Genomic DNA, 16,892 nt, shown 5'->3' with positions numbered 1-16,892 from the left:
ATTGCGACGGATCGAAGGTCCGGGAGGTACGCCTTGAAGGCTTTCGGCCTTCGCCTCGGTCCTGTCGTGCCGCGCCGCCATGGGCGGGCCGGTCGGCGCCCGAGAGGCGAGCCGGCGTCCGGAGAGTGAGTCGTCGCGGCTTTACCGGCCCGAACACCAGTGCCGGCGATGGGCCATGCGCCGTCTTGACCCCGTCGGCGGCGTCGGCGACCTTGCGGGCTCGCAAGGAACCCCTGCCATGGCCACCATGCCGCTGCTCGCCGACGATCAGATGACCCCTGAGGCCAGGGCGGTGATCGACGACATCCGCGCCACCCGCCAGACCGATTTCATCAACAATTTCTGGCGTGCGCTCGCCAATGATCCGGCCCTGCTGAAGCGCACCTGGGACAGCCTCAAGGCGGTGATGGGCCCGGGTCAGCTCGATCCGAAGGTCAAGGAACTGATCTACATCGCGGTCTCGGTCGCGCAATCCTGCGAATACTGCATCCATTCCCACACCGCTGCGGCGCGGGCCAAGGGCGTGAGCGATCAGGAACTGATGGAACTCTTCGCCGTGATCGGCATGGCGGCCGAAACCAATCGGCTGGTGACCGCCATGCAGGTCCCTGTGGACGATGTTTTCAAGGTCGGCTGATGCCGGCGGAGGTCGGGCGGGGGCCGTCTTCCGCCCGGTGCGCCAAGGCGGACACGGAGCGCGATGACCAGCGTCGGATTGCAGAATTCCAGGAATGCGCCGGCGCCCGGCGGATCGAAGCCTTCAGGTGCGCTGCCAAAATGGCTGGAATGGCAAGGGCAGGGGGGAACCTCCGGCTGGCGCTTCCTGGTCCATCAGCGCGACGGCCTGGGCGCGCGCCTCAGCTGCCTGATCAATGCCCTGGCGCTGGCGCGGCGAACCGGTGGGACGGTCGAGCTGGATTGGCCGCCGATGACGGCCGGTGATCCGGCCAGCCATGCGATGGGGTCGGTCTCGGAGATTTTCGCGCCTGCCTTCGTGGAGCGGCACCGCGGTCCGGGCGCGCCGAAAGGCCTGTCGGGGGTCGCCGAACTCGGCGCCGTCCGGGACGCGATCCAGTGCGGCAAGCCGCCGCCGCAGGGTGTCGTTGCGGTGAGGGCGCATTGGCGCTCGATCGGGCATGAAATGCCGCAGTTCTGGACCGGCCAGGAATACCGCGCGCTCTGCCGGGCGGCGTTCGATTCCATCGCCTTCGTCCCCGCGCTCGAGGCCGCGCGCCGCAAGGCGGCGGCCTTGCCGCTGCCCGCGAGAGCTGTTGGGGTGCATTTGCGGGCCGGCGACGTGATCTATGGCGACTACCGGACGGATGCCCGCATGGTCACCAAGGCGATCTCCTATCCGGTCGCCGAGGCGATCGTGGCGCAGGAGCGGGCCGCCCGGCACCCGGTCATCCTGTTCGGGGAAGATCGGGCCTTCATGGCCCACCTGGCGAAGCGCCATGCGGCGAAGCCCATCGCCGACATGGTCGAACTCGCGGCGATGTCGAAATTGGAGCGGGCCATTTTCGAGATCACCCTGATGACGCGCCTGCAGCGCCTTCATGCCGGACAGAGTGCCTTTGCGGGGACGGCCGCGCTGGCGGGGCCCGTCCAACTGGCCCCGTCAAACGGCGGTCTCGAACCGGACGAGATCGTTTCGCTGATCCGGACGCGGCTCGCCGCCGACGCGGTGGCGCGCGAGGTCGCGATATCTGGCCGCCAGACGGCCTTTGCATGCCGCGTCGCCCTGCGTTTCGACAGGATCTCGACGGCGGCCAAACTCGAGCCCGGCGAGCGGCTCGCCCTGATCGACCTGGCGCTTCGCCACGACGCCTTCAACGCCCATCTGCATATCGTCCGGGCGGCGCATTGCTACGCCGAGGCCGATCCGGAGGCGGCCGATGCCGCCCTGGCGCAGGCGGCCGTCGTGGCCCCGTCCAAGGATCTCCGGGCCGTGCTCCGGGACGCGACCCAGGGTCATGGCGATGCCGCAGGGCTGGACCTGCGCACCGGGCTGGAGGCTGCGGCGGCTGCCGGCAGGCCGATGGCGGCCTTCGTCCTGGCCGTGCTCGACACCGAAAAGGATCGCGCCCTCGCCGCATCGCGGGCGCAGATCTTTCTGGCCGGCCGGCCGTCGCATCTCGCCTGCCTGGAGCACCATGTCGGTGCTCTTGCCGGGACGGGGCCGGCGCCCGTCGATTGATCGCGGCCCGGGCCGACGGACCGGCTATTGTGGGGGCGCAGTGCCTTCGGACAGGGCCTTTTCGGCCGCCTGGCGGTGCTCGTCGCGGATATGCCCGGCCACCATGCCGATCGCGGTGACGAGCACGGTGGCATCGTCGGTGAAGCCGACCAGAGGCAGGACGTCCGGCAACAGATCCGCCGGCATCACGAAATAGGCGAGGGCGCCGAGGAGCGTCAGGCGGACCCGCCGCGGCGTGGTCGGATCGAGCGCGCAATAGTAGGCGGCGACCAGGTCGGTCGAGAACGGGATGGAGCGTGCCGCGCGGCGCAGGGACGCCCAGAAACCGGCCCGGACCTTCGCCTCGCGCTCGCCTTCCGGCCCAACGATTTCGGGGTCGAGAAAGATGCGCTGGTCCATGGTTCTGGCGATCTCCCGATGGGCCGGCCCTGCATGCGGGCCGGCGAGGTTACGACCGGACAAAGCCGCGGGCGCGGAACGGTTCCGCCGGCATGGCGGCATCGCAGCCGGCGACATCTCCTGAAATCGTGACGCCGGTCACAAATTCAAGATCGCGCGGGTTCAGGAGGCAGGTACCGAACGGACCGAACGCGGATACATCCGCGCGGCCACCACCGGATCGCGCCGCGCCGCCGGCACCGCAGCCACGAACGGATACTCGTCCTCGACGATATAGGGGCCGCCGCCCTTCGAGGCCCTGGACGAGAACAGGACGGCGCGTTCGGCGCGGAAGCGTCCGCCGGGGAAGCCGCCGCGGACATCGAGCCAATGCGCGACGTCGCGCGCCTGCGCGCCTTTGACCCGCGCAATGGTGATGTGCGGATGGTACTTGCGGCCTTCGGGTTCCAGCCCGAGCCGCTGCATGATCCGCTCATGCTCGGCCTGAAGCTCCATCAGCGCAGGTGTCGGTTCGACCTTGGCGAAGACGGAATGCGGTTGCCGGCCGCCGAAATAGTCGATGCCGCGGATCTTCAGGTCGAAGGCCGGACGGCGGACCCGGGCCAGAGCGTCGGCGATCTCGTCGGCGATGCGCTCATCGACATCGCCGATGAAGCGCAGGGTGACGTGATAATTCTCCGGATCGATCCAGGTCGCCCCCGGAAGGCCGCCGCGCAGTTCGGTCAGTGTGAGGGCGAGATCGGCGGGGATCTCGAGGCCTGTGAAAAGCCTTGGCATGGTGCGCGCCTCCCGAATCTCTCTGGGACCCCACGTACGCCGACGTTAGCGGACCCATTCGGCGGTGCAACACGGAAAGAAGCCGCGGCGCCGCGGCCGCTCCCTCGCCGCCGCGCGGCGGCATTGCGGTCGAGCCCCTTTGATCCGGCGCGAAAACAGGCTATTCACCCGCGCGACGAAATGCATGATCCGTCAACGACGGGCGTCATGTCTTGCCGGCGACCCCGCGTTGCGAGGCGGCCGGCTGCCGAGGACGGGAGACGAGGCCATGGACAAGTTCACGACGCTCACCGGTGTGGCCGCGCCGCTGCCGATCGTCAATGTCGATACGGACATGATCATCCCGAAGCAGTTTCTGAAAACGATCGAGCGGACCGGTCTCGGCAAGGGCCTGTTCTTCGAGATGCGCTTCGACGAGGCCGGCGTCGAGAAGCCCGAATTCGTGTTGAACCAGCAGGCCTACCGCAAGGCGCAAATCCTGGTCGCCGGCGACAATTTCGGCTGCGGGTCGAGCCGCGAGCATGCCCCCTGGGCGCTGCTCGACTACGGCATCCGCTGCGTCATCTCGACCAGCTTCGCCGACATCTTTTACAACAACTGCTTCAAGAACGGCATCCTGCCGATCGTGGTCTCGCCGGAGGACCTGGAGAAGCTGCTCGACGATGCCGGCCGCGGTTCCAACGCCACGCTGACCATCGATCTGCCGGCGCAGGAGATCCGCGGCCCGGACGGCGGCACCGTGAAGTTCGAGGTCGACGCCTTCCGCAAGCATTGCCTGCTGAACGGGCTCGACGACATCGGCCTGACCCTCGAGAAGGCCGACAAGATCGCCGGCTACGAGACGAAGCTCGCCGAAGTCCAGCCCTGGGCCTGATTTCGAACGGCGGTCTCCGCGGTGAGAGGTCCGCCCCGAAGCCGTCAAGCACCGATGCGGCCAGCTGACGAGTGGTTCGATCGAGACGGACGGGAACCATCCGTCTCGTGAATCCGAACCACTGACTTTTTGACCACCGGGCCGGGTGCCGCCGGCCGAGGCGCCTTCCTGTCCCAAGGGCTCTCTGCGATGTCACCGGAAACCTGGGCCCTGTTCGTGCCCGCGGCCTTCGCGCTCAACATGTATCCGGGTCCGAACAACGTCCTGGCGATGACCAACGGCGCCCGCTACGGCTTCGGCACGGCGCTGCTGGCCTCGGCGGGGCGTTTCCCGCCCTTTGCCGGTTTCGTTCTGGGGGCTGCGGTCGGGCTGGGTGCGGCATTGGCCGCCTCGGCCGCGTTCTTCACCGCGATCAAGATCGCGGGAGCGATCTATCTTGTCTGGCTGGGATTGAAGATGGTGCTCGGCGGCGCCTCGGATCTCGCCGAGACGGTCGGCTCCTCGCGCCTTTCGGCTCTGGCGCGGCGGGAGTTTCTGACCGCGATCACCAACCCGAAGGCGATGCTGGTCTTCACCGCCTTCTTCGCCCCCTTCGTCGACCCGACGCAGCCCGCCTTCGGCCAAATCCTGCAGCTCGGCGGTGCCGCCCTGGCACTCGAAGCCGTCGCGGTCGCGCTTTATGCCTTCGCCGGCAGCCGTCTGGAGCGCTTCGTGCGCGATGCACGCCGCCTGGCGCTGGTCAATCGCATCTCCGGCACGGCGCTGATCGTCGCCGGTGGCCTCCTTCTGTTCGCGCGCCGCCCGGCGCAGGCTTGATCTTCCCGACCCAGGAGTTCCCATGACCCGCAAGCTCGTCTCTACCGGTTCGCCCTTCGAGAAGGTTGCCGGCTATTCGCGTGCGGTCGCCGACGGCGACTGGTGCTGGGTGTCCGGCACGACCGGCTACGACTACGCCGCCATGCAGATGCCGGACAGCGTCGAGGACCAGACCCGCAACGCCATGGAGACGATCCGCAAGGCGCTGGCGGAGGCCGGTTTCGACCTCGCCGATGTGGTCCGCGCGACCTACTACGTCACCGAAGCCGGCATGATGGACACCGTCTTTCCGGTCGTCGGCAGCTACTTCGCCGACATCCGTCCGGCCGCGACCATGATCGTCTGCGGGCTGGTCAAGCCGGAGATGAAGGTTGAGATCGAGGTCACCGCGAAGAAGCGCGGCTGAGCCGAGCGCCTTCGCGTCGGCGGCCTCCGGCATGACCGGAGCCGAGGGCGTGCCACTTTCGGATGCCGGTTTTCGTATTTGAACCGGCGGCCCTTCGGGCGGTTGCGGTGCCGACGGCGGGCACTATAGTGGCCCGCATGCCCTTGGACACAGACGCGATCCCGGCATCCGCACGCCCCGACGCCGCCGGCCCGCTGCCGGCCGGCATCGCCGAGCGTCTGTTCGCCCGGGTCGATTCGCTGCGCGACGACCTGATCGCGCTGACCGGCGACCTGATCCGCTTCCCGACCGTCAATCCGCCCGGCGAAGGCTATCGCGAGTGCGCCGAATATCTCGGCCGACGGCTCACTACCGCCGGTTTCGCGGTCGACTATCCGCGCGCCATAGGGGTGCCGGGCGACAGCGACCGCTATCCGCGCGTCAATGTCGTCGCCCGGCGCGAGGGCGGGCGACCGGGACGCACGGTGCATTTCAACGGCCATATCGACGTGGTCGAGGCCGGCCACGGCTGGACGGTCGATCCCTTCGCGGGCGTCGTCCGTGACGGCCGGGTCTATGGCCGCGGCGCCTGCGACATGAAGGGCGGCATCGCGGCGAGCGTCATCGCCGCCGAGGCGATCCTGGCCGAATGCCCGGACTTCGCCGGCGCGATCGAGGTCTCCGGCACCTGCGACGAGGAATCCGGCGGTTTCGGCGGCGTCGGCTGGCTCGCCCGCAACGGCTGGTTCGATCGCAGCAAGGTCGACCACGTGATCATCCCCGAGCCGCTCGATGTCGACCGGGTCTGCCTCGGCCATCGCGGCGTCTGGTGGGCCGAGATCGAGATGAAGGGTCGTATCGGCCACGGCTCGATGCCGTTTCTCGGCATCAACGCCATCCGCGGCATGGCCGCGTTCCTCAGCCTCGTCGAAGGCGAACTGCTGCCCGATCTCGCCCGCCGGCAGACGCGCATGCCCTGCGAGCCGCCGGGCGCCCGCAGCGCGACGCTCAACTACAATTCGATCCATGGCGGCCTGGCCGAGCCGCGCGACGAGACGCTGCCGGCGCCGGTCGTCGCCGATTCCTGTCGGCTGGTGATCGACCGCCGCTATCTGGTCGAGGAGGATTTCGCCGCCGTGAAGGGCGAGATCCTGGCGCTCCTGGAGCGGGTCAAGGCCGGCACGCCGGGCCTCGACTACCGGCTTGACGAAATCATGACCTTCCAGCCGACCATGACCGAGCCGGATGCACCGGTCGTGCAGGCGCTCGACCACTATATCCATCGCGTGCTCGGCAAGCCGTCGCGCCATATCGCTTCGCCGGGCACCTACGACCAGAAGCACATCACGCGGCACGGATCGGTGATCGATTGCGTCGCCTATGGGCCCGGCATTCTGGACCTTGCCCACCAGCCGGACGAGTATGTGGTGATCGACGACATGATCGCCTCGGCCAAGATCATGGCGGCCGCAGCGCTGACGCTGGCCGGAGGCGCATCGTCCTGACCCGCCGGCCTCGGCCGGCGGCGCGTTTCGAGAAGAATCCAGGGGGAATCACCATGCCGTACCGACGTTCCGTTCTGCTCGCCGCGCTGGTCGCGGGCGGGATCGCCTCGCCGGCCCTGGCTCAGGACAAGAGCCAGGTCGTGCTGTGCCAGACCCTCGAGCCGACCGTGCTCGACCCGACCGCGGGTGCCGCGCAGGCGATCCGCGAGGTCACCTACGGCAACATCTTCGAAGGCCTCGTCGCCATCGACCGCGCCGGCAAGATTGTGCCGAAGCTCGCCGAAAGCTGGCAGATCTCGGCCGACAATCTCGTCTACACTTTCAAGCTGAAGTCGGGCGTCACCTTCCATGACGGCACGCCGTTCACCTCGGCCGACGTGAAATACAGCCTGGAACGGGCGGTCGCGCCGGATTCCAAGAATGCCCAGAAATGGATCTTCACGCCGATTGCCTCGATCGAGACGCCCGATGCGGCGACCGTGAAGGTCACCCTGAAGCAGGTCGCAGCCAATTTCCTGTACGGGCTCGGCTGGGGCGATGCGATCATCGTCTCCGAGAAGACGGCCGCCGCCAACGCCACCACCCCGGTCGGCACCGGGCCCTACAAGCTCGACAAATGGACCCGCGGCGACCGGCTCAGCCTGGTCGCGGCCGAGGGCTGGTGGGGCGGCAAGCCGGCGATCGCGCGCGCCACCTTCCGCTTCATCAACGATCCCCAGGCGCAGCTGGCCGCGATCCAGTCCGGCGACTGCGACGCGCTGACCAATTTCGGCGCGGCGGAGGCCCTGCCCACGCTCAAGGCCGACAAGCGGCTGACGGTCACCATCGGCAAGACCGAGGGTGAGACCATCATCGCCATGAACAACGGCAAGAAGCCGCTCGACGATCTGCGCGTGCGCCGCGCCATCGCCCATGCGGTCGATCGCAACCAGGTCAATCTCGGCGCCATCAACGGCACCGGCACGCCGATCGGCAGCCATTTCTCGCCGGCCCAGCCGGGCTATGTCGATCTGACCGGCCGCTACCCCTATGATCCGGCCAAGGCCAAGGCGCTGCTCGCGGAGGCCGGCTACGGCTCCGGCTTCGATCTGACGCTGAAGGTGCCGCCGCCCGCCTATGCCCGGCGCTCCTCGGAGATCGTCGCCGCCATGCTGGGCGAGGTCGGCATCCGGGTCTCGATCGAAAATGTCGAGTTCCCGCAATGGCTCGACCGCGTATTCAAGAACAAGGACTACGATCTCACCATCATCTCCCACACCGAGCCGCTCGACATCAACATCTATGCCCGGCCGGATTATTACTTCAACTACAAGTCCCAGGCCTTCGTCGACCTGATGAAGAAGGTCGATGCGGCCGTCGACGACAAGACCCGGCTGGCGCTCTACGGCGATGCGCAGAAGATGCTGGCCGAGGATTCGGTCAACGTCTTCCTGTTCGTGCTGCCCAAGGTCACGGTCTCCAAGGCGGCTCTCACCGGCATGTGGGCCGACTGGCCGCTGCCGGCGACGCCGCTGACCGATCTCGCCTGGCAGTGATCGCAACGCGGGCGGCCGGACCGGGGGATCGATGCTGAGCTTCCTCGTCCGGCGTCTGGCGGGACTGGCGGTCACGCTCCTGGCGACCGCCCTGGTGGTGTTCGTCGTCCTTGAAATCCTGCCCGGCGATCCGGCCGCGGTCATCCTCGGCGTCAGCGCGACGCCCGAGACCGTCGCGGCACTGCGCACCGAATTCGGCCTGGATCTCCCGGCACCGGAGCGCTTCATCCGCTGGATCGGCGGGCTCCTGACCGGCGATCTCGGCACCAGCTACGGCTACCGCGTGCCGGTCGCGCAGCTGATCGCCGAGCGCCTGCAGGTGACGCTGCCGCTCGCCTTCGCGGCGATCCTGCTCGCCACCCTAGTCGGCGTGCCGCTCGGCATGCTGGCGGCCTCGCGGCCCCGGGGGCTGCGCGATGCCGGCGTGATGGTCTTCGCCCAGGCCGGGCTGGCGCTGCCGGATTTCTGGGTCGGCATCCTGCTGGTGCTCGCCTTCGCGATCGGCCTGCACTGGCTGCCGTCGGGTGGCTTTCCCGGCTGGGACGCCGGCCTCGGCCCCGCGCTCGCCTCGCTGGTGCTGCCGGTGATCGCGCTCGCCCTGCCGCAGGCGGCGATCCTCGCCCGAGTGACGCGCTCGGCGACGCTCGAGGCGCTGCAGGAGGATTGGGTGCGTACCGCGCGCGCCAAGGGGCTCGGCGCGGCGGCGACGCTCTACCGGCATGTCCTGCGCAACGCGCTCGTCCCGGTCGTCACCATGCTGGGCGTGCGCTTCTCCTTCATGATCGCCGGCGCGATCATCATCGAGGATGTCTTCTCGCTGCCCGGTCTCGGCCGGCTGATGTTCCAGGCGATCGGCCAGCACGACATTATCGTGGTCAAGGATCTGGTCGTCGTCTTCGCCGCCCTGGTGGTCGGCATCAATTTCCTGGTCGACATCGCCTACGGCATCGTCGACCCACGGCTGCGGCGGAGGGCCTGATGGGCTTCGCCTGGTATCGCCATCCCGGCCTGCTGGTGGGCGGCGCCATCGCCCTCGTGCTGATGGCGGTTGCCGCGCTCGGCTTCGTCTGGACGCCGTTCGATCCGACCCGTCTCGCCCTTACCGACCGGCTGCAGGGCCCGTCGGCGCTGCACTGGCTCGGCACGGACCATCTCGGCCGCGACACCGTAGCCAGACTGATGGTCGGTGCCGGCAATTCCCTCAAGGTCGGGCTCCTGTCGGTCGCACTTGGGCTCGTCGCCGGCACCGCGCTCGGCACCTGGGCGGCCAGCCGCAACGGCTCGCTGCTGGACGAGGCGGTGATGCGGACCAACGACTTCGTGCTCGCCTTTCCGGCCGTGCTGACCGCCGTGATGATGGTCCACCTGATCGGCCCCGGCGCGGCGAACGCAATTCTGGCCATCGCGGTCTTCAACATCCCAGTCTTCGCGCGCCTAGCCCGCAGTGCCGCCCTGCAGGTCCGCGCGCGCGACTTCGTGCTTGCCGCCCGGGCCGCGGGATTGACCGAGACCCGGATCGCCATCGCCCATATCCTGCCCAACATGGCCGGGCTGCTGGTCGTGCAGGCGACCATCCAGTTCGCCATCGCCATCCTGGCCGAGGCCGGGCTCAGCTATCTCGGCCTCGGCACCCAGCCGCCGGCGCCGAGTTGGGGGCGGATGCTCTACGAGGCGCGCACCTACATGCAGACCCAGCCCTGGCTGGCGATCTTTCCGGGCGCCGCCATCGCGCTGACCGTGCTTGGATTCAACCTGCTCGGCGACGGCCTCCGCGACCTCGTCGACCCCAGGGCCCGGAGGGCGCGGACATGAGCGCGGCCCTGCTCGACGTGCGCAATCTCTCGGTGACGCTGCCGTTCCCGTCCGGGCCGGCGCGGGTCGTGCGCGATCTCTCATTCTCGCTCCAGGCCGGCGAGCGGCTCGGCATCGTCGGCGAATCGGGCTCCGGCAAGTCGATGACCGCGCTCGCCCTGATCGGGCTCCTGCCGTCCATCGCGCGTGCCGAGGGGGAGATCCGGTTCGAGGGGCGCGATCTGGTCACGCTGCCGGAGCCGGCGCGGGCGGCCCTGCGCGGTGCCCGCATCGCGATGGTGTTCCAGGAACCGATGACCTCGCTGAACCCGGTCCACCGGATCGGCGACCAGGTCGCCGAGCCCCTGCTGATCCATGGCCGCGCCGACCGCGGCACGGCCCGGGCCGAGGCGCTGCGCCTGCTCGACCGGGTCGGCATTCCGCATGCCCGCGAACGGCTCGACGCCTATCCGCACGAATTGTCGGGCGGCCAGCGGCAGCGGGTGATGATCGCCATGGCGCTCGCCTGCCGGCCGGCGCTGCTGGTCGCCGACGAGCCGACCTCGGCGCTCGACGTGACCGTTCAGGCCGGGCTGATCGAGCTCCTGAAGGAGCTTTCGGTCGAACTCGGCATGGCGCTGGTGATCATCTCACACGATCTCGCCGTGATCGGCGCGATCGCGGAGCGCTCGCTGGTCATGTATGGCGGCGCCGCCATGGAGGAGGGGGCCAGCCGGGCGATGTTCCGCAATGCGATCCACCCCTATACGCGCGGGCTGGTCGGCGCTTCGCCGGGTCGTCATGTGGTGCGCGGCGCGCGGCTCGCCGCCATCCCGGGCACGGTGCCGCCGCCTGACAGGATCCCGCCCGGCTGCCCGTTTCACGGCCGCTGTCCGCGCGGGACGGACATCTGCCGGGACATGCCGCCGCCCGTGATGGCAGGCCCGGCCAGCCGCGCCGCCTGCCATCACCCGGAGATGGCGCCATGACCGGGCCCCTGCTCGTCGCCGAGGCGCTGGTGCGGCGCTATCCCGTCGGCCGTGGCGGCCTGTTCACGCCGGCCGCACGGGTTGCGGCGGTGGACGGCGTCAATTTCACGGTCGAACCCGGCGTCAGTCTCGGCATCGTCGGCGAATCGGGCTCCGGCAAGTCGACGCTCGCCCGCCTCGCCATGGCGCTGGAGCGGCCCGACGCGGGCCGCATCCTGTTCCGCGGCGAGGATCTGAACGCCCTTTCGGCGGCGGATCTGCGCCGGCGCCGGCGGCATTTCCAGATGGTGTTCCAGGACCCCTACGGCTCGCTCGATCCCCGCCTGACCGTGGAGCGGATCGTCGCCGAACCGCTGACCGTCGCCGAGCCGGGTCTTGACCGGCGCGCGCGGCGCGAGCGCGTGCTGGCCATCCTGGAGGCGGTCGGCCTGCCGGCGGCGGCGCTCCACCGCTATCCGCACGAATTCTCCGGCGGCCAGCGCCAGCGCGTCGCGATCGCCCGGGCGCTGATCACCGAACCGGCCCTGGTGGTCGCCGACGAACCGGTCTCCGCGCTCGACGTCTCGGTCCAGGCGCAGGTTCTCAACCTCTTGATGGACCTGAAAGAGCGGCGCGGGCTGACCTATCTGTTCATCAGCCACGACCTGGCGGTGGTCGAGCATGTCGCCGACCGGGTCATGGTCATGCTGCGCGGCCGGGTGGTGGAAAGCGGGCCGGCGGCGGCGCTGTTCGCCCGGCCGGCCCATCCCTATACCCGCGCCCTGGTCGATGCCCTGCCGGATTTCGATGCCGATCCGGGCGCCCATGCGGACGCCGCCTTCCGGCTCGGCGATCCGGGCGCAGCGGAGGCCGGCGCCTGCCCGCTCGCCGACCGCTGCCCGCGCGCGCAAGCCCGGTGCCGCGCCGAGATGCCGGTGTTATGGGCGCTTGCCGATGACCGTCATGTGGCCTGCTTCGAACCGCTCGGCTGACAGGCCGGCCGGCGGTGCCTCGTAGCCGGGCGAAACCGTCACGCTGCCGATCAGCGGCGCGGCGGCGTTGGAGCCGAGATAGACGTCGAAGCGGCCCGGCTCGACCACATAGCTGCCGTCGTCGCGATGGAAGCCGAGGCTGCGCACGGGCACCGACAGCACCACCTCGCGGCTCTCGCCGGGCTCCAGGAGCAGCTTGCCGAAGGCCTTCAGCTCGCGCACCGGCCGCGCGCGGCTGGCGACCACATCGCGCACATAGAGCTGCACGACCTCGCGGCCCGGCCGGTCGCCGGCATTGGCGACGGTCACCGAAACGGTCAGCCGGTCGTCCGGGCCGAGCTTGCGCGCCGCAATGCTGGCGTCGGACTGGGTGAAGCGGGTGTAGCCGAGGCCGTGGCCGAAGGGGAACAGCGGCCCGAGCCCGACATCCAGATAGCGGCTGGTATAGCGGTCCTCGACCTTGCCGGGCCGGGCGGTCGGCAGGGCGTCGTAGGTGATCGGTACCTGGCCGACATGGCGCGGGAAGGTGACCGGCAGCCGCCCGGCCGGATCGCGATCGCCGAACAGGGTCTCGGCGACGGCATGGCCGCCTTCGCTGCCCGGATACCAGGCGAGCAGGATCGCCGCGGCCGGATCGACGGCTTCCGACAGCGTCAGCGGGCGGCCGGCGAAGAGCACGACCACGACCGGACGGCCGGTGGCGGCGAGGCGGCGGAGTAGGTCGGTCTGGCGACCGGGCAGTTCCAGACTGGCGCGCGAGGCGCCTTCGCCGGAATGGTCCTGTGGCTCGCCGAGCACGGCGACGATCAGGTCGGCCTCGGCGGCCTTGGCGACGGCGGCCGCGAAGCCGGCATCGGAAGTGCAGACGGTGTCGCAGCCCTCGACGAAATCGACCCGGGTTCCGGCCGGGGCGCGAGCCCTGATGCCGTCCAGCACCGTGATGGTCTCGGCCGGAAGCGCGCGGGCGGCGTTGTTGCCGAGCGTGTCCGTCTGGGAGGCCGCCAGGGCGCCGACGACGGCGATCGAGCGCGTCTCCGGCCGGATCGGCAGCACGTCGTCCTTGTTCTGCAACAGGACGAAGGTCTCGGCGGCAAGCGCCCGGCTCGCCGCGCGGATGTCGGCGCGGCCGAGCACCACAGCGGCTGCGGCCGGGTCGAACGGCGGCTCGTCGAACAGGCCGAGCCGCTCCTTGGTGGCCAGCACCCGGGCGACGGCCCGGTCAAGCGCGGCCTCGGGCAGAGTGCCGTCGCGCACCAGCCCGGCCAGTTCGGTGATATAGACCTCGCCGTCCATGTCCTGGTCGACGCCGGCTTCCAGCGCCAGTTTGGCCGCCTCGCCGTTGCCGTCGGCGACCCCGAGCAGCGCGATCTCCGGAATGGCGTTCATGTCGGAGACGACATAGCCCGGGAAGCCCCATTCGCCGCGCAGGATATCGGACATCAGGCGGCGGCTGGCCGTGGTCGGCGTGCCGTTGAGCGGGATGTAGGAGGTCATGACCACGTCGACGCCGGCCTCCACGGCCATCCGGTAGGGCGGCAGGTAGCGGTCGCGCAGCGTGCCCTCGGAGATATCGGCCGGTGCATAGTCGCGCCCGCCCTCGACGGCGCCGTAGCCGGCGAAGTGCTTCAGCGTCGCGCCGATTCCGCCGCTGTGGAAGCCGCGCACGCGGGCCGCCGCGAACAGGCCGGCCAGCATGGGATCCTCGCCGCCGCCCTCCACGATCCGGCCCCAGCGCGGGTCGCGCGCGAGGTCGGCGACCGGCGAGAAGGTCAGATTGAGGCCGGCGGCGCGGCTCTCCACCGCGGCCCACCGGGTCGCCTGTTCGGCCACGGCCGGATCGAAGCTGGCCGCCTCGGCGAGCGGCATCGGGAACAGGGTGCGGTAGCCGTGGATCACGTCCAGGCCGAAGATCAGCGGGATCTTCAACCGCGACTGCGCGTTCAGCGCCCGGATTTCGGCGATCTCCCGCGGGCTGCCGAAATTCAGCACGCCGCCGGTCCGCCCGGCCGCGACCCGTGCCGGGTCGTAATGCCCGCCATGGGACGGCATGTCGAGCTGGCCGATCTTCTCCTCCAGCGTCATCCCGGCGAGGAGGCGGCGGACCCGCTCGGAGGGCGCCGGGTCGGCGCCGGCCGTGGCGATCGGGGCAAGGAGGCTGGCGATCGCCGCCAAAAAAATCGTGATCCGCATGGGCACCGTGGCAAGGCTCTGTCTCGGTTTCCTATAGGAAATGCACGCGTTTCTGTCACCGGCCGATGCGCGCATGCCGGCATTCGACGGCCGGCTTCTTGTCGAAGCGGCGCCGGCCCCTATGATCCGGTCTTCCACTCAGCCGACGATCGGCGGTCACGATGTTCGATGCCTTGAAAGCCTATTTCGCCGATCTCACCGGCGGTGCCCCGGCCCCGGCGCCTGAGGACGAGGTCCGGCTCGCCACCGCGGCCCTGATGGTCCATCTGATCGGCATCGACGGGACGGTTTCGGGGCCCGAGCAGGCGATCTGCCGACGGCTCCTGATGCGGCATTTCGATCTCGACGAGGCCGGCCTCGCCGCGCTCCTGGCCGCCGCGCAGAGCGCCGACCGGGAGGCCGTCGACCTCTATCGCTTCACCGCGGTCCTGAAGCGACGGCTGCCGTCGGAAGACCGGCAGGCGCTGGTCGAAATGTTCTGGGAAATGGTGCTGGCCGATGGTGCGGTGCATGAATTCGAGGACAACACGGTGTGGCGCCTGGCCGAGCTGCTCGATGTCGGCACCCGCGACAGGGTTCTGATCCGCAAGAAAGTCGAAGCGCGCCTCGACAAATCCGAAGACGACGGTTGATTCGGCCACATTTCCCGGGCCATTGTTTCAGGAGTGTGATGGTTCGCACTTGCGAACGAATCTTCGCCCGGACGCCATGGCCAAGCCGCTCCCGCGCATCCTTATCGTTCTCCACCAGGAGACCTCCTCGCCCGGCCGTGTCGGTCAGATGCTGACTCGCCGCGGCTACGTGCTCGACATCTGCCGCCCGCGCTACGGCGATCCCCTGCCGGAGACGCTCCGGGACTATGCCGGTGCAGTGGTGTTCGGCGGCCCGATGAGTGCCAACGACGAGGACGACTTCGTCAAGCGCGAGATAGACTGGCTGGCCGTGCCGCTGGCGGAACAGAAGCCCTATCTCGGCATCTGCCTCGGCGCCCAAATGCTGGTGCGCCAGCTCGGCGGCAGGGTCGGCCCCAATCCGCACGGGCTGGTCGAGATCGGCTACTACCCGCTCTGCCCGACCGAGGCCGGCAAGGCGCTGATGGCCTGGCCGACCGAGGTCTATCAGTGGCACCGGGAGGGCTTCGACCTGCCTCGCGGCTGCACCTTGCTGGCCGAGGGCGAGAGTTTTCCGAACCAGGCCTTCCAGGTCGGTCCGGCCGCCTACGGCATCCAGTTCCACCCGGAGCTGACCCTCGCCATGATGCATCGCTGGACGACGCGGGGCGCCGAGCGCTTCGATCTGCCGGGCGCTCAGGGCCGGCCGCATCATTTCGAGGGCCGCGCCCTCTATGACGCCCAGACCCGGCTCTGGCTGGAGCGTTTCCTCGATCTCTGGCTCGATCCCGCCCGGCATGCGGGGGCATCCGCCGTCGGGTCCCGGCCGCAGTCCCTGCCGTCGGTGGCGGCCGAATAGGCGGCTCCCGTCCGGGGACTTGTCCCGACGGCATCCGGCCGCGCAACCGAGCGCAGCGCGTTCGCCCGGGGGATGCCCGACAAACGGACGGGCCCTCGCGGGGCCCGTCAGGTCAGGTCGTCATTCGATCGGGGGTTTCGGGGTTCCGGAGGTCCGACCCGACAGCCCGTCCGGGGGGCTGGGGGGCTGAATAAACCGGTCGAGCCATCGGGCCGAACCAACCGGAACCGATACCGACTGTCGGTGGGCAACGTGGCTCGCGATTGTCCGGATTGCGGCGAAAGCAAGAAAACAGAGCGGAAACAATTCTCCTTTAAGTTATTGATAAATATTATATAATTCGTCGAATTCGAGACCCCGTGGCGGACTCGGCGGGGCGCCGGTCTCCGACTGCCGGCCCGGCGATGCGGCCGGTGCGCAGGCGGTTCTTGCCTTCCCGGGCCGGCAACGCGATGATCAGCCGGCTCGCTGTTTCCAGGCGCCGGAATGCGGTCCCGCTGCAGACCGCGCGGGCTGCCCGATATCGGGGTCAAGGACGGAGGAGGGGTGCGGATTGAGCGAATGGGACCAGAGTGACGAACCCAGCCGGCCATCCGCCGACGGCGTGGTGTTCGCCTTTCCCCATGGCGGTGGAAAGACCGTTCTGCCCGTCACCTTCGATCGGCGCGAATTGTTCGAGATTCTGAAGCTCTACGGGCGCATGGTGGCCGATGGCGAATGGCGCGACTACGCCATCGACCATCGCCGCGACCGAGCCGTCTTCTCGGTCTTCCGTCGAACCGCCGAAGCGCCGCTCTATCGAATCGAGAAGGACCCGAAACTGGCCGGCCGCCAGGGCCAGTATTCGATTGTCGCGCAAGGCGGCATGGTTCTGAAGCGCGGCGCCGACCTCGGCCGCGTCCTCGCGGTTCTGGAGAAGAAACCGAGGCTGGTCGAGTTCTAGAGCGGCACCCGATCCGAAGCGGTCGGATGGTGTTCCGCATTCTTGTTTGC

At 69.2% G+C, this 16,892-nt stretch carries 17 protein-coding genes; 14 read left to right on the top strand and 3 right to left on the bottom strand.

Features of this window, described 5'->3' with window-relative positions; translation table 11 throughout:
* Positions 1-238: 238 nt before the first annotated feature.
* Together KL771_RS08505 and KL771_RS08500 are read left to right on the top strand one after the other, a co-directional pair.
* The gene (locus tag KL771_RS08505; RefSeq protein ID WP_261968122.1) at positions 239-637 is read left to right on the top strand and encodes a carboxymuconolactone decarboxylase family protein; all 399 of its coding nucleotides are present in this window, start codon (positions 239-241) and stop codon (positions 635-637) included.
* A gap of 63 nt (positions 638-700) precedes the next feature.
* Complete coding sequence (locus KL771_RS08500) at positions 701-2,197, top strand: hypothetical protein (protein ID WP_261968121.1); 1,497 nt, start codon at positions 701-703, stop codon at positions 2,195-2,197.
* A 24-nt stretch (positions 2,198-2,221) separates the two neighbouring features.
* On the opposite strand, the gene KL771_RS08495 is transcribed toward KL771_RS08500, so the two are convergent.
* Both KL771_RS08495 and thpR read right to left on the bottom strand, forming a co-directional pair.
* Positions 2,222-2,596: a YkvA family protein gene (locus KL771_RS08495; protein ID WP_261968120.1), complete on the bottom strand. Its 375-nt coding sequence runs from the start codon at positions 2,594-2,596 to the stop codon at positions 2,222-2,224.
* Positions 2,597-2,758: 162 nt separating this feature from the next.
* Positions 2,759-3,373 (bottom strand): RNA 2',3'-cyclic phosphodiesterase, encoded by a 615-nt coding sequence (gene thpR / locus KL771_RS08490; protein ID WP_261968119.1) that lies wholly within the window; start codon positions 3,371-3,373, stop codon positions 2,759-2,761.
* A 268-nt stretch (positions 3,374-3,641) separates the two neighbouring features.
* On the opposite strand from thpR, the gene leuD reads away from it, so the two are divergent.
* From leuD to KL771_RS08445, 9 genes are all read left to right on the top strand, one after another.
* A complete protein-coding gene (leuD, locus tag KL771_RS08485) occupies positions 3,642-4,247 on the top strand; it encodes a 3-isopropylmalate dehydratase small subunit (RefSeq protein WP_261968118.1) in 606 nt (201 codons plus the stop codon).
* A gap of 189 nt (positions 4,248-4,436) precedes the next feature.
* A complete protein-coding gene (locus KL771_RS08480) occupies positions 4,437-5,063 on the top strand; it encodes a LysE family translocator (protein ID WP_261968117.1) in 627 nt (208 codons plus the stop codon).
* 22 nt (positions 5,064-5,085) lie between these two features.
* A complete protein-coding gene (locus KL771_RS08475) occupies positions 5,086-5,469 on the top strand; it encodes a RidA family protein (protein WP_054359906.1) in 384 nt (127 codons plus the stop codon).
* Between the two features lie 206 nt (positions 5,470-5,675).
* A complete protein-coding gene (locus KL771_RS08470) occupies positions 5,676-6,953 on the top strand; it encodes an acetylornithine deacetylase/succinyl-diaminopimelate desuccinylase family protein (RefSeq protein WP_261968524.1) in 1,278 nt (425 codons plus the stop codon).
* A 53-nt stretch (positions 6,954-7,006) separates the two neighbouring features.
* Positions 7,007-8,488 (top strand): ABC transporter substrate-binding protein, encoded by a 1,482-nt coding sequence (locus tag KL771_RS08465; protein WP_261968116.1) that lies wholly within the window; start codon positions 7,007-7,009, stop codon positions 8,486-8,488.
* A gap of 31 nt (positions 8,489-8,519) precedes the next feature.
* Positions 8,520-9,467 carry an ABC transporter permease gene (locus tag KL771_RS08460; RefSeq protein WP_261968115.1) on the top strand — a complete coding sequence of 316 codons (948 nt, stop codon included), beginning with the start codon at positions 8,520-8,522 and terminating at the stop codon, positions 9,465-9,467.
* A complete protein-coding gene (locus tag KL771_RS08455; protein WP_261968114.1) occupies positions 9,467-10,300 on the top strand; it encodes an ABC transporter permease in 834 nt (277 codons plus the stop codon). Before KL771_RS08460 ends, KL771_RS08455 begins: the two co-directional genes overlap by 1 nt.
* Positions 10,297-11,268 carry an ABC transporter ATP-binding protein gene (locus KL771_RS08450; RefSeq protein WP_261968113.1) on the top strand — a complete coding sequence of 324 codons (972 nt, stop codon included), beginning with the start codon at positions 10,297-10,299 and terminating at the stop codon, positions 11,266-11,268. The genes KL771_RS08455 and KL771_RS08450 overlap by 4 nt, the downstream gene beginning before the upstream one ends.
* Positions 11,265-12,239, top strand: coding sequence for an ABC transporter ATP-binding protein (locus KL771_RS08445; RefSeq protein WP_261968112.1), 975 nt, complete (start codon positions 11,265-11,267; stop codon positions 12,237-12,239). The genes KL771_RS08450 and KL771_RS08445 overlap by 4 nt, the downstream gene beginning before the upstream one ends.
* Here KL771_RS08445 and KL771_RS08440 read toward each other — a convergent pair.
* A complete protein-coding gene (locus tag KL771_RS08440) occupies positions 12,186-14,429 on the bottom strand; it encodes a glycoside hydrolase family 3 N-terminal domain-containing protein (RefSeq protein WP_261968111.1) in 2,244 nt (747 codons plus the stop codon). The genes KL771_RS08445 and KL771_RS08440 overlap by 54 nt on opposite strands.
* Before the next feature lie 161 nt (positions 14,430-14,590).
* On the opposite strand from KL771_RS08440, the gene KL771_RS08435 reads away from it, so the two are divergent.
* The 3 genes from KL771_RS08435 to KL771_RS08425 all read left to right on the top strand — a co-directional run bounded on the left by KL771_RS08435 (position 14,591) and on the right by KL771_RS08425 (position 16,842).
* On the top strand, positions 14,591-15,061 hold the full coding sequence (locus KL771_RS08435) for a tellurite resistance TerB family protein (protein WP_261968110.1): 471 nt from the start codon (positions 14,591-14,593) through the stop codon (positions 15,059-15,061).
* 76 nt (positions 15,062-15,137) lie between these two features.
* Positions 15,138-15,899 carry a glutamine amidotransferase gene (locus KL771_RS08430; protein WP_261968109.1) on the top strand — a complete coding sequence of 254 codons (762 nt, stop codon included), beginning with the start codon at positions 15,138-15,140 and terminating at the stop codon, positions 15,897-15,899.
* Positions 15,900-16,503: 604 nt separating this feature from the next.
* Positions 16,504-16,842 (top strand): DUF2794 domain-containing protein, encoded by a 339-nt coding sequence (locus tag KL771_RS08425; protein WP_054362133.1) that lies wholly within the window; start codon positions 16,504-16,506, stop codon positions 16,840-16,842.
* The last annotated feature ends 50 nt before the right edge of the window (positions 16,843-16,892 follow it).

The sequence above is a fragment of the Prosthecodimorpha staleyi genome (assembly GCF_018729455.1).
Classification (GTDB): Bacteria; Pseudomonadota; Alphaproteobacteria; order Rhizobiales; family Ancalomicrobiaceae; genus Prosthecodimorpha; species Prosthecodimorpha staleyi.
Note: the sequence above shows the minus strand (reverse complement) of the source record. Positions and strands in the feature narration are given on the sequence as shown.

Excerpts from the sequence above, each read along its gene's own strand:
- KL771_RS08505 (WP_261968122.1), top strand. The coding sequence starts at position 239 with ATGGCCACCATGCCGCTGCTCGCCGACGATCAGATGACCCCTGAGGCC.
- KL771_RS08500 (WP_261968121.1), top strand. The coding sequence starts at position 701 with ATGACCAGCGTCGGATTGCAGAATTCCAGGAATGCGCCGGCGCCCGGC.
- KL771_RS08495 (WP_261968120.1), bottom strand. The coding sequence starts at position 2,596 with ATGGACCAGCGCATCTTTCTCGACCCCGAAATCGTTGGGCCGGAAGGC.
- thpR (WP_261968119.1), bottom strand. The coding sequence starts at position 3,373 with ATGCCAAGGCTTTTCACAGGCCTCGAGATCCCCGCCGATCTCGCCCTC.
- leuD (WP_261968118.1), top strand. The coding sequence starts at position 3,642 with ATGGACAAGTTCACGACGCTCACCGGTGTGGCCGCGCCGCTGCCGATC.
- KL771_RS08480 (WP_261968117.1), top strand. The coding sequence starts at position 4,437 with ATGTCACCGGAAACCTGGGCCCTGTTCGTGCCCGCGGCCTTCGCGCTC.
- KL771_RS08475 (WP_054359906.1), top strand. The coding sequence starts at position 5,086 with ATGACCCGCAAGCTCGTCTCTACCGGTTCGCCCTTCGAGAAGGTTGCC.
- KL771_RS08465 (WP_261968116.1), top strand. The coding sequence starts at position 7,007 with ATGCCGTACCGACGTTCCGTTCTGCTCGCCGCGCTGGTCGCGGGCGGG.
- KL771_RS08460 (WP_261968115.1), top strand. The coding sequence starts at position 8,520 with ATGCTGAGCTTCCTCGTCCGGCGTCTGGCGGGACTGGCGGTCACGCTC.
- KL771_RS08455 (WP_261968114.1), top strand. The coding sequence starts at position 9,467 with ATGGGCTTCGCCTGGTATCGCCATCCCGGCCTGCTGGTGGGCGGCGCC.
- KL771_RS08450 (WP_261968113.1), top strand. The coding sequence starts at position 10,297 with ATGAGCGCGGCCCTGCTCGACGTGCGCAATCTCTCGGTGACGCTGCCG.
- KL771_RS08445 (WP_261968112.1), top strand. The coding sequence starts at position 11,265 with ATGACCGGGCCCCTGCTCGTCGCCGAGGCGCTGGTGCGGCGCTATCCC.
- KL771_RS08440 (WP_261968111.1), bottom strand. The coding sequence starts at position 14,429 with ATGCGGATCACGATTTTTTTGGCGGCGATCGCCAGCCTCCTTGCCCCG.
- KL771_RS08435 (WP_261968110.1), top strand. The coding sequence starts at position 14,591 with ATGTTCGATGCCTTGAAAGCCTATTTCGCCGATCTCACCGGCGGTGCC.
- KL771_RS08430 (WP_261968109.1), top strand. The coding sequence starts at position 15,138 with ATGGCCAAGCCGCTCCCGCGCATCCTTATCGTTCTCCACCAGGAGACC.